Genomic DNA, 16154 nt, shown 5'->3' on the forward strand with positions numbered 1-16154 from the left:
TCGGATCAAAAGTACAAAAGAATATCTTTTGGTCTGTCTGATCAATATCATGAAAACAAATAGCTCTATGACCAAAAAATAAAAGCACAAAAAACACAAACAGCAGTTTTTTTCCTAAAACAGATCATTCTTGTCTGTCTTTTACATTATACTACATCAAAATCAGAATTTTTTATTACACAACAGGCAGTATTAACAAAACAACAAGAAATCAACAAAAAACTGTAAATTCCTAAATTTTACAAACAAAATACAACAAGAACAGTCTTAAAGGCAATAAAAATCATAAACAAGAACATAAAAAACTATAAATTCACAATAAAATCACGAAATAATTCAAATTATTTTAAAAAAATATTTTTATTTTTACCAAAACACCATATTTTTACAACATTATTAGAAGATCAATATGATTTTTTAATTAAAAAAAAGAAATTTCAACACTAATTCTAAATGTCAGACTTAAGATTCCAGGCCGTAGAAGCAGCAGGTGGCAGACCTAAGACCTCTACACAACCATTGGCATTGCAAAAAGCAACAGCCCTTTATGGTAAAAATGTTTTTACTATCTCTAAAATGAAAGATTTTCTACCAAAAAACTCTTACAAGCAGTTGGTAGAGATCATTGAAGAGGGAACAACGATTGACCGTGACTTGGCAGAACACATCTCTCAGGCAATGAAATCCTGGGCGATTGCCAATGGAGCTTCACACTACACGCACTGGTTTCAACCATTAACAGGCTCTACAGCTGAAAAACACGATGCTTTCTTTGAGCCGGACAGTGATGGTAGTGCAATTGAAAAATTTACTGCTGACGCATTAGTTCAACAAGAGCCGGATGCTTCCAGCTTCCCTAACGGAGGTATTCGTAATACCTTTGAAGCCAGAGGTTATACAGCATGGGATCCGACTTCGCCTGCATTTATTTTCGAAACAGGTGGTGGCAAGACCTTATGTATCCCTACTGTTTTTGTATCCTATACCGGTGAGTCTTTAGATTATAAAGCACCTCTACTGAAAGCAATCAATTCTATTGACAAAGCTGCTGTAGAAGTGGCTCAGTACTTTGATAAGGCTGTCACTAAAGTTACTCCATCTTTGGGTATCGAGCAGGAATATTTCCTTGTAGATCTTGCTTTATACAATGCAAGACCTGACTTACAGCTTACAGGCCGTACATTATTCGGACATATTTCAGCAAAAGGTCAGCAGTTAGAAGATCATTATTTCGGAGCTATCCCTGAGCGTGTACTTGCGTTTATGGTAGATCTTGAAAATGAGTCTTTGAAACTGGGTATTCCTTTAAAAACAAGACACAATGAAGTTGCTCCTTCGCAATTTGAGTGTGCGCCGATGTTTGAAGAAATCAACTTAGCTATCGACCACAATCAATTGTTACAAAATGTAATGGATCAGGTAGCTTTACGCCACAGTTTCAAAGTGTTACTACATGAGAAACCTTATAGCGGTGTTAACGGATCAGGAAAACACAATAACTGGTCTCTGATCACAAATACAGGTGTCAACTTATTGTCTCCGGGCAAAACTCCAAAAAACAATCTGATGTTCCTGACTTTCTTCGTGAATACGATCAAAGCTGTTCATGAGCATGCAGATTTGTTACGTGCATCTATCGCAAGTGCGAGCAATGATCACCGTCTGGGTGCCAATGAAGCGCCACCTGCGATCATTTCTATCTTCCTGGGTTCTCAACTGGATGAATTACTGGAAGAAGTTGAATCTGCACGTGTAGCTAAAAAAGTAAAAGCTGAAGCAAACTTATGGCATGGTATTCCAAAAATCCCTGAATTGAGATTGGATAACACAGATCGTAACCGTACTTCTCCTTTCGCCTTTACGGGTAATAAATTTGAATTCCGTGCAGTAGGTTCATCTGCAAACTCAGCATTGCCAATGACAGTATTGAATGCTATTGTAGCAAATCAGCTGGCTGAATTTAAAATCGAAGTAGACAAACAAATTAAAAAAGGAACCAAAAAAGATCTTGCGATCCTAAATGTTGTCCGCAAATACATCAAAGAATCAAAAGCTATCCGTTTTGAAGGCAATGGTTACAGTGATGAGTGGGAACAAGAAGCTGCAGCAAGAGGATTGTCTAATATCAAGTCTACTCCTAAAGCATTGGATATCTACACGAAAGAAAGTTCTCTTGATCTCTTCGAAAAAATGGGTATCTACAGCCACCGTGAAAGCGAAGCACGTCACGAGATTTTGTTGGAGAACTTCTACAAGAAACTTCAGATCGAAGCGCGTGTTATCGGTGAGATCGTAAGTAGTCTGATCGCTCCTGCAGCATTCACCTACCAAAATGATCTGATCACGAATGTAAAAGGATTAAAAGATCTGGGTCTTCCAAAAGAAGCATACAGTTCTCAGCTGAACCTGATCGAACGTATCTCTAAACATGCTAACACAATTCTTGAAGAAGCAGAAGCTATGCGTCAGGAACGTAAAAAAGCAAATGCTCTGGAAGATGTACGTGAGCGCTCTATTGCTTATGACGAATTGGTAAAACCATATTTCGATCAGATTCGTTACCATGTTAACAAACTGGAGCAAATCGTAGATGATAGTAAATGGCCTTTACCGAAATTAAGAGAGTTACTTTTCATTAGATAAGTAAAAAATAAGTAACAACTGTATCAAAAATCTAAATCAGATACTTGATACGCATTAAATGAACAAATCCCGGATTCATTCAGAATCCGGGATTTTTGCGTATGGTGCATATGTACACATATTTTTTTCTGATGAACTCTAGTGAATAGTATTAAAACCTCTCTGCCCTACGGGCATCTCTCCTTAAAAAGGAGAGAATTAACCAGGCTTAACCGTTGTCACTTCTCTGGCGCAAGCGTCCGCTTGTGCCTGTATAGTTCTGCCGGTGTGGACACCGGCAAACGCAGTTGATGCGTCTGTTGGCGTCCCCGCCAACAGTATGCGATACAGATAGTTTCTTAACTATAGAAGCACACAGGTTGTAACTTTATTAACAATATCAACCTTATCAACTTCTTAGTAACCTCTCTGCCCTGCGGGCATCTCTCCTTAGAAAGGAGAGAATTAATCTCGGTTTAACAAATATTACTTGTCTGGCGCAAGCGTCCGCTTGTGCCTGTATAATTCTGCCAGTGTGGACACCGAAAAACGCAGTTGATGCGTCTGTTGATGTCCACACCAATAGTATGCGATACAGATAGTTTCTTAACTATAGAAGCACACAGGTTGTAACTTTATTAACTATATCAACCTTATCAACTTCTTAGTAACCGCCCTGCCCTGCGGGCATCGCTCCTTAAAGAGGAGAGAATTAATCTCGATTTACCAAATATTACTTGTCTGACGCAAGCATCCGCTTGTGTCTCTATAATGTTGCCGGTGTGGACACCGGCAAACGCAGTTGATGCGTCTGTTGGCGTCCCCTCCAACAGTATGAGATACAGATAGTTTCTTAACTATAGAAGCACACAAGTTGTAACTTTATTAACTATATCAACCTTATCAACTTCTTAGTAACCTCTCTGCCCTGCGGGCATCTCTCCTTAGAAAGGAGAGAATTAAGCTGGCTTAATCGTTGTCACTTTTCTGGCTCAAGCATGTTGTTTGTGCCTTTTAGTATTTACTTTTTTACTCCTCTCCTTCAAATGGAGAGAAAATTATCTTCGCTAAAGACTTAAGCAGCTGTTTTGAAGAGTCCGATCAGTTTTTTGCTGCCTGTCACAAGGGCAACTACCAGAAGTCCGGCTATCAGTCCGATTGTCACTTCTTTTATTATTGAAGGAATATTCGGAGCGATATGATGTAAATAATCGATATTGTGAACAAAGATACCACCTGAAACCAGGATCAACGCGACAGTTCCCACTACCGCCAGACATTTGATAATAATCGGAAGTGAACTTACCAGTAAGTGCCCTAGTTTAGATAACAAGCCTTTATCATTTGAATGTTTTATCAGTTTATAACCCGCATCATCCATTCTGACAATTAAAGCCACAATCCCGTACACACCGATAGTAGCGACAAGAGCTACAACAGAAACGGTTATAATCTGTAAAGTAAGGCTTTTATCCAACACTGTACCTAATGCTATGATGACAATCTCTACAGAAAGAATAAAATCAGTCGTAACAGCAGATTTTATTTTAGTTTTTTCGACCTCACTATCATTTTCCTTTCTTTCCGCTATAACTTCATGTCCTTTTTTCGATCGGTGAAAGAAGTATTCAATAATTTTTTCTACTCCCTCATAGGCCAGATAAAAACCTCCTAAAACAAGTATAAACTTAATGGCTATCGGAAAAAACACGTTTAAAAGCAAAGCAATAGGAACTATGATAAGTTTATTAATTAATGATCCTTTTGTAATCGCCCATAATACGGGTAGTTCGCGTGAGGAAAGAAATCCTGTAGCTTTTTCTGCATTGACGGCCAGATCATCGCCAAGTATTCCTGCTGTTTTTTGTGTGGCTATTTTACTGGTAACTGCTACATCGTCCATTAAAGCAGCTATATCATCCAAAATCGCAAAAAAACCTGATGCCATGTGTTATATTTTATTTGTACGGGTATAAAAATATAAATTAAATTCATACATCCGGTAATCTGTTTTTTCTTTCTGAATATAAAAATACCAACCAGCCATTTCCTGCATTGATACCCCTTATAGATACATTCAGATATAAATGTTAAAACAATTTATTAGCCGGATAAAGCATGCAGTAAACCCTTTCCTCAACAAAATCCTATTACAAATGTTATATTTCAGATGAAGCCTTTTATAAGTTTACTTTTCTGTCTTGTTATGCTTTCTGCGATTGCTCAGACAGGCACCTACCGACGTACAGACAAAACGGGTGCTTCCTGTACTATTGCAGTACAAAAGAGTCAATCCCAGTTGAAAGGTCAGATATTTGCATGGTGGAATACCTCTTCCGGCACACACGGTGCATTCAGCGGACAAGGTATGATTAGAGACAGTATATGCACACTCAGGACTCAGGAAGAAAGTACCTGTTGCGTCAGACTTAGCTTTAGTAACAATGCATTAAATGCAATATTTTCAGATTGCAATACTGAAAATCTACCGGAAGATTTTGCGGGTAACTATATTAAAATAACAACTCAAATCCCAGGAGAATACCTGATCAAAACAGCTAAAGCGTATTTTTATAAAACCACCAAAAGCAATTCACACCTCCGGACTTATCTCCTAAAGGGCGACAAGGTGCAAACTGATCTGGAGAATATTATCGATAATAAATGGGTATTTGTAAATTATACAAATACATCCGGAAAGACTTCAACTGGCTATATGCTTTGGCAGAACTTTAATATAAAACCCTGATGACCAAAAACTGTTCTAAGGATTACCCTCATGATCAAAGTCTTTTGTCATTTTAATTGATCCTTTCACATTGATCTGACTTCCTTTGACCAAAGCCGGATTTACATTTCCTTGTTTTGAAGCATTAAATTTTAGTATTAAGAAGCTGATTGTAGATGTTGAATCCGAAAAATAAGATACCGGCACAGTAAACTTACCATCTGCCGATATCTTATGGATTTCTTCTTCTCTGTATTCATACATCTGTTCCAGAGGAGTAGATTTCTTTAGAAGAACGCTCTTTGAAACGGACAATTCATTTATCTGCTTCAGATTATTCCATTTAATATGGTAATCCTTCTATCTGTCAGCTTCCTTATCCGTAATAATATCCTCCTCATTAACTTCAGCTATACATGCTACACTTCCTAATGCATACCATTTATCATTAAGATTTATTGTCAGGTGATAACCTTTATCAACAGAACTATTGGTTTTATAATATCGGGTCTCTGTTGTGTAATATAATCCCTGTCTTTTCTGAAGCTCCATATCCGCTCCATTGACCTTTATCAGTACACTATCATTGTTAATGATATTCCCCTCTTTGTCAAATAGTTTTATAATTATTTCATTATCATTTTTATCGGTGAGACTTTGTGATATCGAAATATCTGCTCCTATAAGAGAAAGAGCTGTAATCTTTTCCTTCGACAATCTGGATTCATTACATGAAACAAATGCCGACAAACAAATAAAAGAGCACAGAAACAATTTAAGTCTCACATGTATACTTTTGTAAATAATCATACCGCTGATTTTTGTCAGTACATACTGGCATCAATTAGTTTAAATGTACAGATTTTGACTGATCAACAGTATATGTACGATTACAAAATATAAATTTCCTATGATAACAGGCTGCAGAAAACTCTTTGTCTTTTTTCTATAAACAGTCTTAATGATATTATATCCCCGATGTAAGAGATTGTTTTTTCAAATATCTCATGTATAAGACTAATCCCAGAAAAGCAAAGATCAATACAACAGGAAGGATCAGCGTAACCTGTAATACTTCCGGTCCGGCCAGATTCTTTGCTGATCCGAATGCTATAGCTTCTGCTGAGCCTTCAGCAGCGGTGCTGTATTTTTGAATATCTGCACCTTCAGGTAAATGTTTGACGATTAAATTATCATAAAAATTACCCATAAAAATAGTATATATGGACACTGCAAACATCCCGGCTCCGCCAAGCAGATTAATGCCCAGCGCTCCGGATTTAGGAATATTTTCAGCAACAAAACCAATCATAGTAGGCCAGAAATAACATACGCCTATACCGAATATAAGGGCCGCAAAGAAAATAGAATTTCCGGACAGTGTGCTTAACAGATACAATCCCAAAGCTGCAAAAACAGCAGAAAAAAGTAATACACCCTGTGGAGCCAGTTTCTTGACTATAGGTTTTGCAAAAGCACGCCCCACCACCATAATACCGGTTGTAATTGTCAGCAACAGAATAGCATTATCCGTTACATTCTTCAGTAAAAGACTGATCCACTGACCGGTAAACAGCTCTGTAATGGCTGTCATGAACATACAGACAAACATAAACAGAAATAATGGACTGAAAACAGCTTTGTACATATCACTATTAGAATAGCCGGATGATACACGTTCTGTAACAGGGAATTCAAGTTTTAAGAAAAGGTAACCATAAATCAAAGTTGGAATCAACATTGTTGCTACCTGAAATTGCCAGCCTATCCCCAGATTAACGAACAGTGTTACCAAAAGTGTTCCTATGACAATTCCACCCGGGAACCACAAATGGAAGTAATTAAGACGTGTCGTTTTATCTTCCGGATACAGTGCTGCTACTAATGGATTACAGGCCGCTTCAACCGTTCCATTGGCGATTCCGATCAGTAAAGTCGAAAAAAACAAAGTCCAGTACCCCTGAGCAAAAATGGTTAATACAATGCCAGCCAGGTGAAACAAAAATGCCATGACAAGCAAACGTTTCATTCCGATGATATCCACTATAAAACCGCCAACTACAATAGCAAGTGGAAACCCCCAAAAGGCAGTAGCTGTGATGGTTCCTAGCTGTGTAGCATTCAATTGAAAATCTATACCCAATTGATTCATCATTCCGGCACGTATCCCAAAAGAAAGGGAAGTGACCAGCAAAGCCAGACAACTGGCTGTAAAAAGTTTGGTTGATTTAATAGTACTCATAATTAGTTGTGATTAAGGTTAAGTGAATTTACAAATTCTATTCACGAATACAATTCTACAGGAAAGAAAAAACACAAATTATTCCCGAAAATAATATTTCAAAAATCACCAATGTGAGAAAAAAAATACTCAGGAAATATACTGATCAGAAGAAACGATCAAAGAAAGGGGAAAACTACTACCAGCAACTAAATTTGGTAGTTATTTTTTATTTGCTTATAAATACCAATAAACAGGAATACAGGAGTAATAAGAACGAGAATTCTGCCAGTAATACTGACCACCTCATGATCGCTCCAATGTCTTGTAAGGATAAAATCATCATATATGGCCTGTTTTGCCCTGAGCTTTTCAGGAAAATCCGGAGGCATATCGTCCATTCCCAAAGGGGATTTAAAATAAAGTTGTGTTGTGGGACGATATTTTACGAATACATTGTATTCATTGAACTCATCATCTTGACTCACTCCCATCATCAGCCAGATAATAAGCAGCAGCACCACGCTAATAATTAGGTACGGATTGATTTTAGTGTTTTTCTTTTTCAGCATTCAGAATAGTCTTAATTCGTTTATCAAAGTCTTCCTGATCACTATCAAAATCATCTTTAAATGAATCTCCCATCTGTTGAACAACATTATTTTTATCAATTCTGTAGACTATATAATAGTTCTCTCCGCTATAAGCATATCCCACAATAATATTATAATCAGGCAGGTATACCGTATTTGGAATTTCTTCAAATCCCTGAATCCTGATTAATGTATGCCTCTCAGGATCTGCTACGTACAAATGGTAAAATTCATTCGCTCCCCTGGCTCCTGTCCCGGCATAAATCAATACATCCTCCTGCCCGTCTCCGTTAAAATCTTCGGAACGAAAATCTATCGCTTGGGGAAGAAGAAGAAGTTCTTTCCAAAGTACAGTGCTGGTATTACCGGAAGTCTTTCGCATATAGATTACTGTATCCGGCGCATCCGGATTTTGAGAAGGTTTTACAGAAAGTACATAAGTACTATCCTTAAAGGGATAATAATCTAATGTGGTATCCTCATTCAGCAGGGCAGTTTCACAATACTTAACGCAGCGTACAGCTGTTTTAGCAGTGCTTGTGAAAGTACATATAGACAAGATGAACAGCACGAAAAGAGTTGACAGCTTTTTCATAACTTTTTTTCGACCTAAGGATTTAAATGAGCGATATAGTACAGATGGTTTATATTCTGCTGATTATTAGTATTTTCAGCAACACTGGCTTTCACCATGAAAGTCCGGTTATCTTTCCACCGTATCTCCTCTACAGCCCAGTCCTTCGTCTGAAAGCTCATTTTCTCAGACAACCGTTTTGCTGGATGAGTTATTTTATCGACATTCAATATCCCTATAAAACAACTGTTTTTTTCGTAGACATAATTATAATAATACAGTATATAATTACCATCAGGAGAAGGTACAGGGATTTCGACAGCATCATCCCCGACAGAGACAATAGCATATTGATATCCGCTGGTGCTGTCAATTAATATACGGTCACTGAATCCTATATGCTCTGCTACATGTATACTATTGACCACATACATCTTTAATCCGGGAAAATAACCGGAGTATTCATAACCTCTGAAATCTCCTTTAGCCGAATCGTTGTATTTCTGCAACCGGACTGTTCCTTGTTTTGTAGGGATCAACATATACCCGTTCGCCTCTTTGAGTGGTAAAGAATCCGGTCTCAGGGCTTGACGGCATAAGTCATACTCTTCCTTCGAAGATTTTTGAAATTTGATGGAAGGCAGCTTATCATAAGTATCTGCATATCCTACAGCTATCTCCTTCTTCTGCGCCTGAGCAGTCAGGGATACCAATAACAGTAAAATCAAGATTCTCATATTACTTTCTCTTTTGTTTTAGGGTATAATATACCTGCTCATTTAATCGGATCAGATCAAAATTCATGCCCTTACATTCAAAGTATTCAACCTTCTGTTCTGTACATTCCTTTTGCGTACTATTCTGCATATATACATTATTTATTTTGAATCTGACGGTGTCACCCTGATAGGCTATCGTATAATAGCGTGTCCCGTTCCATTTCACTTCTGTATCCGCACACCGGATTTTGGATGTTTTGTAGAAATATTCTGCTTTAGGCTGATTCTGATCAGGGGTCAATCTAGTGATAGTCCGGTTATGAGGAGCAGAAAAACTGCTGATATCTCGGATTTCCTTATTTCCGTCATACACCCAGGTGACCAGTTGATCAGCCTGATTGGCTTTTATATATCCATCTTCAAATGTAAAAGGACCCTGTGCTCCAGCAAATTGGGCATCGGTATCCAGATCGGCTATAATCTTTCCTTCTTTGTCCACTTTATAGCTTTTTTGCAAAGGAGGAGTCTTATTTGAACTTTCGGACAGTATATTAATAATCAACTCATTCCGATCCGGCAGAAAATAAGGCTCACTGGCATGATGCTGTTTCCCTGCATCCAATAACATTTTTACTTCTACCCCATCCAGGTCAAACTGATTATCTAAGGTCTGATATAAGACAAATTTAGTCCCGAGATCAGGTTGCTTTATTAGCTTAATCCAGTAAATCAGAAAAACACTGACAACAACTATTCCGGCAACACATAGTGCAAACTTGATATTGTTATAAAATAAGGCACCCACACTGATCTTCTGTGACTGAAACGGTAAAGACAACCCGATCGCCAACAGGATACAAACTATTGTTATATAAGGTAGGTGTAAACGAAAAAATTGTTTTACAGAAGAGCTAAATTCATTGGAATAGCCAAAACTAGCTATACAAAATATTCCATAACCTAGCCAAAACAGCAATAGTAATATAAGAAATGGTTGTAAAAAGCGAAATAGAATATGTGGATAGATGAGCTGTGATACTATAAGATGATCAAGACCTCTGATTATACATGCAACGAGCAATATGAGAATAAGGCTGATAAATGTTGCAAATACTGCTGTGCCGAAGCTTAAAAAACTCGGTTGCTGAGTGCTGTAATACCAATAGGTAAAAATTAAAATAAGCAATGACAGGATCAGTGCCTTGATATTGGCCGTGGTCATCAGGTTTTCCATTTGATTAGCTGAAAGTTGAGTAAATATACGTGCTATACTTCAATAAACTCTATTCCTATTTGAAGACTTAAATATACTATCAGCAATATAAAACTATAAGTTCACCGATATTCCTTACTTTTACACGATGAATGAGCAACCTAATAATCCTTTACACGGAGTCCGTTTAGATACTATTATTGAATACCTTGTCGATCATTTCGGCGGTTGGGAAGGTTTAGGTAAACGTATTCAGATCCGTTGTTTTAATGAGAATCCCAGTCTGAAATCATCCCTTACATTTCTCAGAAGAACACCCTGGGCGCGTCAGAAGGTTGAAGAATTATATGTACGGATTATCAGTCATAAATAATATTTCCTCCCACAGTCGTAAAGAATATTATCAATCTCTCGTTACAAAATTTATTCTATTAATTTTCTAACGTTAATACAGCAATTCGCTTTGCAATAGCAGATTATCATTAAAGAATGCCTACCTTTGCAGCCATGAAAAAAATTGCAGACTACAGAAGGCTTTTGAACGTAGATAAATCAGCGGATCTTAAAATATTAAAATCGACTTATCGGGCGATTATGAAAGAGTGTCATCCTGATAAATTTGTTAATGATGAAGAAGGAAGGATCGCTGCTGAGATCAAAAGTAAAGAGATGATAGAAGCCTATCATTTTTTAGTAAGTATTTGTCCGGAAACGCTGGAAAACCAGCTTCCTATATATACTGCAACTATAGCCAACTCCGGTATTGCTGATTTTGACTGGAAATCGCAGGTTTTGGTTATTACCTTTCACGATGGAAGTCAATATGAATATTTTGGTGTAGCAAAAAATGATTACATCAAGTTTATTAACGCTGATTCACCAGGTCGCTTTGCAAGAAGACACATTTTTCATTCTTATCCTTACAGAAATGTGTTAAAGACTTCTGAGCCCGTCTGATTTTAACTGTTACCCGACATACCAAAATCAAAAAAAGCACCTTTTAGTTTTCTAAAAGGTGCTTTTTTTATACCCTCCTAAAATATAATTCATTCAATAATTGACAAAGTCATTTATTGAATTTTGATTAAAAAACACCATATTTCTTTGAATTTCTGAACAATAATTAAATTCCACATGATTACAGATTTTTATTGTCGCGAAATCGCTACAAAACAGATAATAACGTGTAGTTATATGTCTTATAAAAAAACAGAATATTCGTTCATATAATTTAAAATGTAGCTATTGTACTACAAAAATTTTATTACTTTCGAATCCATATTATCTATCTATATATTCGCAAAAAATAGATTTAAAAGGGGAATAAAATACCTGATTATTTTAAGGTTTACATCTAAGTAATATTTTCAATTATTAACATTGATATGAAAAAACATTCATTATTAGTGCTGCTATCATGTCTTGCAGTAGCAACAGGATATGCCCAGCAGAAAATCGGAGACGGTTCAATCTCCGGAGCATCAAATCTACCGAATAAAGATGCCATACTTGAGCTATCAAGTAAATACAAAGGGTTACTATTTTCAAGAGTAGAGCTACAATCCACTACTAATCCTGCTCCATTACAGAGTAATCAACATGTGCTGGGTATGATGGTATATAATACGGCAAAAGTCGGCGACGTTTCTCCCGGTATATACTATAATGACGGAAACAAGTGGATTGCCGTAGGTAATTCTTACGGAGCTATTAATATTACCTACAATCCGTCAACATTCGAGATGTCATTTATAGATGTCAATGGTAATCCTGTAACTATTAATCTGAAAGATGTTGTCAAAGCGAACGAAACACTGACTACACTGGCATACGATAACACAACCAAGATTCTGACCTACACAGATGAGAAAAATCTGCCGACTACAATCAATATCAGTACACTTGTGACCGGCAATGAAACACTCACTGTACTTACTTACGATCCGGCGACAAACAAACTAACCTACAAAGACGAAGCAGGAACTATTAATTCGCTTGATATCAGCAATCTGGTCAAAAACAATGAGACACTGACTACACTGGCATACGATAACACAACCAAGATTCTGACCTACACAGATGAGAAAAATCTGCCGACTACGATCAATATCAGTACACTCGTGACCGGCAATGAAACACTCACTGTACTTACTTACGATCCGGCGACAAACAAACTAACCTACAAAGACGAAGCAGGAACTATTAATACGCTTGATATCAGCAATCTGGTCAAAAACAATGAGACACTGACTACACTGGCATACGATAACACAACCAAGATTCTGACCTACACAGATGAGAAAAATCTGCCGACTACGATCAATATCAGTACACTCGTGACCGGCAATGAAACACTCACTGTACTTACTTACGATCCGGCGACAAACAAACTAACCTACAAAGACGAAGCAGGAACTATTAATACGCTTGATATCAGCAATCTGGTCAAAAACAATGAGACACTGACTACACTGGCATACGATAACACAACCAAGATTCTGACCTACACAGATGAGAAAAATCTGCCGACTACGATCAACATCAGTACACTCGTTACAGGGAATGAAACACTCACTGTACTTACTTACGATCCGGCGACAAACAAACTAACCTACAAAGACGAAGCAGGAACTATTAATACGCTTGATATCAGCAATCTGGTCAAAAACAATCAAACAACAACAACAGTTGTCGCAGGAACAGCAACCTCTGTGACTTCCTCAACGGTTGGTAACAACACCGCTTATACCATAAATGTAACTCCTGCTACAACAACATCTACCGGAGCGGTAAAACCAGGCTCCGGATTGTCGGTAGCGGCCGACGGAACATTGTCCGTGAACTCTTCAGGTACTGGAGGTATTGGTAAAGATTTTACTTCTACAGATTTAAACATTACAAATGGAACCGGGGCAACCCTTACTGATGTAGTTGCTGACATTAAGACCAATGCTGTAACCACAATAAAAATTGCTGACGCAAATGTGACTGCTGCAAAACTAACCGCAGGAACAGGTACGGCTGGCCGTGTCGCTATTGCTGATGCAACCGGAGCGGTTACCTACGGAAAATTACCGGCAAGTTCGGTAACTGGAGAAAACTTTACCTCAACAGATCTGAATATAACAGGCGGAACAGGGGCAACCCTTACAACTGTAACAGCAAATATAAATGACGGTGTAATTACACCTTCCAAATTAGCCAATGCAGGTGCTAATCAGGTGTTAACTACCAGTGCTACAGGATTACCACAATGGGTAAACCAAAACACATTGGTTCCTGCTACGACAAACACCTTAGTGAACAACGGAACAAATACACTTACATCAACAGTAGACGGAGTAACAGCTACAGCGCAAGTTGTCAATACAGTTGCAAACAGCTTATCCGGTTCAAATCTGACTACGACAGTAAACGGTGTCACTGCTACAGCATTAGACTTAGCACCTGCAGTACAGAATGCATTAAAGTTCGCTAATGGGACTAATGCTACTTTAACTGGAAACGGAACTATTGCCACACCTTATAAGTATGATGTAGCAACTGCCAATGGAACAACCTTAGGGGTAGTAAAAGAAGCTGCCACCGACCCGACTGTAAATATTGTCAATGGCGAACTATCTGTAAATCCTGCCAATGTAGCTACCAGCTTAGGTAAAGATGTAACTGCAGGGAGCACTAAAGTTATACTTGGTGGTACCCCAACAGGAGCTGTCTTAAAGCCTTTTAGTATAGACGTCGCAACAGCAAATGGCACTTCATTAGGGGTAGTAAAAGAAGCCACGACTAACCCGACGGTAAATATTATAAATGGCGAACTAGCTGTAAATCCTGTCAATGTAGCAACCAGTTTAGGTAAAACAATTACTACCGACGGTATTATTAAAGTGAATGCAGTTAACGCGTTAGCCGGTTCTGTTTTGGCCGATGCCGTTTTAAGTATAGCTGACGGATCCATTACATCCACAAAAATAACAGATGGAACTATTGTCAATGCTGATATTGCAAACAGTACGATTTCAGAAGAAAAAATAGCTAACGCAGGTGCCAATCAGGTGTTAACTACCAGTGCTACAGGAGTGCCACAATGGGTAAACCAAAACACATTGGAACCCTGGAGAGAACAAGGAACTTCCAACGGTGCAACTACCAATCTGCAAAATATTTACCAGATGGGAAATGTAGCAATAGGCGCAGGTGCTACTGCACTGACCGGAGCTGACGCAAATGCCAAACTCTATGTCAACGGAACTATTACTACAGCGTCTTCACTATATGCTGATTACGTTTTTGAAGATTATCTTGAAGGAACTTCTAAGCTGAATAGTGACTATTCATTTAAATCTTTAGATGAAGTAGAAACGTTTATAAATGAAAACAAACACCTTCCGGGAGTTACAGGGATCAAAGGGCTGAGCAAAAATGAGAAAGGCGAATATATTTTTAATATATCCGAACTCAGTGTTCAGATTCTGGAAAAGGTAGAAGAATTATATCTGCATACTATCGAACAAAAGAAGCAATTAGACAACAAGGACCGGGAGATTGAAACATTAAAGGAAACCGTAAAAAATATGAACGATCGTCTGGAACGTATCGAAAAACTTTACGGAACACAGGCTTCTCATACAAAGTAATGCCAGTCATGAAAAAGAAAATCAATAGTTTGACGACATCATTACCGCTGTTGTTATGGGTTTCCGGATTGGCCACATTACAAGCTCAGCAGGCTGGTGTAAACACCAAAAATCCACAGGCAGTCCTGCATGTGGATGCAAAAAAAGACAATAATCCCACTGTACAGGAAGCTGACGATTTTGTAGTTACATCGGCAGGTAGTGTAGGGATAGGAACGATCAGTCCTACACACAAATTAGACATCCGGGGAAAAATCCAGATCAGAGACGGAGGAGAGCAGGCTGGCAGTGTGCTGACCAGCAATGCCAGCGGCCTTGCCAGGTGGAATTATCCGGCCGTATCAAAAGTGGTAGTTAATGGTATTTTTTCAAGCAATGCAAAGGTAACACCAGATGGAGGGGCAACTCCAAAATACTCAAATGTATACATAACACTAACCAGAGGAAAATGGATAGTAAATGCAGGGCTTACATTTGTAGAAGGTAACAGAACCATATTCCAACGCTGCTATCTATCCTCTGCAAATAATGCTTTACAGCAAAATGGCTTTACCTTTTTGGGACCTGCAGGTGCACAAAGCAGTTATGGTGGTATAGTAGCTACCAATATAACTGATAGGACTGCAACGGGTCAACAACGAGGATTTGTTACTGGCAGCGTGGCTATAGAAGTAACCGCAACGACAGCCACTATTTACCTGTTGTTACAGAATCAGCCCGCGGGTGCTTACGAATTCAATGCACAGAATTATCTGGAAAATTATTTTTTTGCCAAACCAATAGATTGATATCGGATACTTTTTACCGTAATGAAATATCAGTCTATCTGCATAAGCAAATAATATCT

14 protein-coding genes are annotated in these 16154 nt (G+C 38.1%); 6 read left to right on the forward strand and 8 right to left on the reverse strand.

What is annotated here, in order from left to right; genetic code table 11:
* The first annotated feature begins 453 nt into the window (after positions 1-453).
* The gene (locus HMPREF0766_RS19370; RefSeq protein ID WP_003001208.1) at positions 454-2643 is read left to right on the forward strand and encodes a glutamine synthetase III family protein; all 2190 of its coding nucleotides are present in this window, start codon (positions 454-456) and stop codon (positions 2641-2643) included.
* Between the two features lie 1054 nt (positions 2644-3697).
* On the opposite strand, the gene HMPREF0766_RS19375 is transcribed toward HMPREF0766_RS19370, so the two are convergent.
* Positions 3698-4570, reverse strand: coding sequence for a DUF808 domain-containing protein (locus tag HMPREF0766_RS19375; RefSeq protein ID WP_003001210.1), 873 nt, complete (start codon positions 4568-4570; stop codon positions 3698-3700).
* A gap of 222 nt (positions 4571-4792) precedes the next feature.
* Here HMPREF0766_RS19375 and HMPREF0766_RS19380 point away from each other — a divergent pair, with 222 nt between their 5' ends.
* Positions 4793-5371 (forward strand): hypothetical protein, encoded by a 579-nt coding sequence (locus tag HMPREF0766_RS19380; protein WP_003001212.1) that lies wholly within the window; start codon positions 4793-4795, stop codon positions 5369-5371.
* A 15-nt stretch (positions 5372-5386) separates the two neighbouring features.
* Here the strand turns inward: HMPREF0766_RS19380 and HMPREF0766_RS19385 are convergent, their stop codons facing one another.
* From HMPREF0766_RS19385 to HMPREF0766_RS19415, 7 genes are all read right to left on the reverse strand, one after another.
* The gene (locus tag HMPREF0766_RS19385) at positions 5387-5614 is read right to left on the reverse strand and encodes a hypothetical protein (RefSeq protein ID WP_003001217.1); all 228 of its coding nucleotides are present in this window, start codon (positions 5612-5614) and stop codon (positions 5387-5389) included.
* 96 nt (positions 5615-5710) lie between these two features.
* Positions 5711-6160 carry a hypothetical protein gene (locus HMPREF0766_RS19390; RefSeq protein ID WP_003001220.1) on the reverse strand — a complete coding sequence of 150 codons (450 nt, stop codon included), beginning with the start codon at positions 6158-6160 and terminating at the stop codon, positions 5711-5713.
* A gap of 157 nt (positions 6161-6317) precedes the next feature.
* On the reverse strand, positions 6318-7592 hold the full coding sequence (locus HMPREF0766_RS19395; RefSeq protein WP_003001223.1) for an MFS transporter: 1275 nt from the start codon (positions 7590-7592) through the stop codon (positions 6318-6320).
* Between the two features lie 188 nt (positions 7593-7780).
* Positions 7781-8143, reverse strand: coding sequence for a hypothetical protein (locus tag HMPREF0766_RS19400; protein WP_003001226.1), 363 nt, complete (start codon positions 8141-8143; stop codon positions 7781-7783).
* On the reverse strand, positions 8121-8759 hold the full coding sequence (locus HMPREF0766_RS19405; protein WP_003001228.1) for an FG-GAP repeat protein: 639 nt from the start codon (positions 8757-8759) through the stop codon (positions 8121-8123). Before HMPREF0766_RS19405 ends, HMPREF0766_RS19400 begins: the two co-directional genes overlap by 23 nt.
* A gap of 14 nt (positions 8760-8773) precedes the next feature.
* Positions 8774-9475, reverse strand: coding sequence for a hypothetical protein (locus tag HMPREF0766_RS19410; RefSeq protein ID WP_003001231.1), 702 nt, complete (start codon positions 9473-9475; stop codon positions 8774-8776).
* Between the two features lies 1 nt (position 9476).
* Positions 9477-10307 carry a hypothetical protein gene (locus HMPREF0766_RS19415; protein WP_248676789.1) on the reverse strand — a complete coding sequence of 277 codons (831 nt, stop codon included), beginning with the start codon at positions 10305-10307 and terminating at the stop codon, positions 9477-9479.
* Between the two features lie 511 nt (positions 10308-10818).
* Between HMPREF0766_RS19415 and HMPREF0766_RS19420 the strand changes: the two genes are divergently transcribed.
* The 4 genes from HMPREF0766_RS19420 to HMPREF0766_RS19435 all read left to right on the forward strand — a co-directional run bounded on the left by HMPREF0766_RS19420 (position 10819) and on the right by HMPREF0766_RS19435 (position 16095).
* On the forward strand, positions 10819-11043 hold the full coding sequence (locus HMPREF0766_RS19420; RefSeq protein WP_003001237.1) for a VF530 family protein: 225 nt from the start codon (positions 10819-10821) through the stop codon (positions 11041-11043).
* 134 nt (positions 11044-11177) lie between these two features.
* Positions 11178-11627 (forward strand): KTSC domain-containing protein, encoded by a 450-nt coding sequence (locus HMPREF0766_RS19425; RefSeq protein ID WP_037460980.1) that lies wholly within the window; start codon positions 11178-11180, stop codon positions 11625-11627.
* A 428-nt stretch (positions 11628-12055) separates the two neighbouring features.
* Positions 12056-15307, forward strand: coding sequence for a WD40 repeat domain-containing protein (locus HMPREF0766_RS21990; protein ID WP_003001243.1), 3252 nt, complete (start codon positions 12056-12058; stop codon positions 15305-15307).
* Between the two features lie 8 nt (positions 15308-15315).
* Positions 15316-16095: a hypothetical protein gene (locus HMPREF0766_RS19435; protein ID WP_037460985.1), complete on the forward strand. Its 780-nt coding sequence runs from the start codon at positions 15316-15318 to the stop codon at positions 16093-16095.
* Positions 16096-16154: the final 59 nt, after the last annotated feature.

Source organism: Sphingobacterium spiritivorum ATCC 33861 (assembly GCF_000143765.1).
Taxonomy (GTDB): Bacteria; Bacteroidota; Bacteroidia; order Sphingobacteriales; family Sphingobacteriaceae; genus Sphingobacterium; species Sphingobacterium spiritivorum.

What these genes read in the sequence shown, in the direction of transcription:
- HMPREF0766_RS19370 (WP_003001208.1), top strand. Translation starts at nt 454, where the DNA reads ATGTCAGACTTAAGATTCCAGGCCGTAGAAGCAGCAGGTGGCAGACCT.
- HMPREF0766_RS19375 (WP_003001210.1), bottom strand. Translation starts at nt 4,570, where the DNA reads ATGGCATCAGGTTTTTTTGCGATTTTGGATGATATAGCTGCTTTAATG.
- HMPREF0766_RS19380 (WP_003001212.1), top strand. Translation starts at nt 4,793, where the DNA reads ATGAAGCCTTTTATAAGTTTACTTTTCTGTCTTGTTATGCTTTCTGCG.
- HMPREF0766_RS19385 (WP_003001217.1), bottom strand. Translation starts at nt 5,614, where the DNA reads ATGTATGAATACAGAGAAGAAGAAATCCATAAGATATCGGCAGATGGT.
- HMPREF0766_RS19390 (WP_003001220.1), bottom strand. Translation starts at nt 6,160, where the DNA reads ATGATTATTTACAAAAGTATACATGTGAGACTTAAATTGTTTCTGTGC.
- HMPREF0766_RS19395 (WP_003001223.1), bottom strand. Translation starts at nt 7,592, where the DNA reads ATGAGTACTATTAAATCAACCAAACTTTTTACAGCCAGTTGTCTGGCT.
- HMPREF0766_RS19400 (WP_003001226.1), bottom strand. Translation starts at nt 8,143, where the DNA reads ATGCTGAAAAAGAAAAACACTAAAATCAATCCGTACCTAATTATTAGC.
- HMPREF0766_RS19405 (WP_003001228.1), bottom strand. Translation starts at nt 8,759, where the DNA reads ATGAAAAAGCTGTCAACTCTTTTCGTGCTGTTCATCTTGTCTATATGT.
- HMPREF0766_RS19410 (WP_003001231.1), bottom strand. Translation starts at nt 9,475, where the DNA reads ATGAGAATCTTGATTTTACTGTTATTGGTATCCCTGACTGCTCAGGCG.
- HMPREF0766_RS19420 (WP_003001237.1), top strand. Translation starts at nt 10,819, where the DNA reads ATGAATGAGCAACCTAATAATCCTTTACACGGAGTCCGTTTAGATACT.
- HMPREF0766_RS19425 (WP_037460980.1), top strand. Translation starts at nt 11,178, where the DNA reads ATGAAAAAAATTGCAGACTACAGAAGGCTTTTGAACGTAGATAAATCA.
- HMPREF0766_RS21990 (WP_003001243.1), top strand. Translation starts at nt 12,056, where the DNA reads ATGAAAAAACATTCATTATTAGTGCTGCTATCATGTCTTGCAGTAGCA.
- HMPREF0766_RS19435 (WP_037460985.1), top strand. Translation starts at nt 15,316, where the DNA reads ATGAAAAAGAAAATCAATAGTTTGACGACATCATTACCGCTGTTGTTA.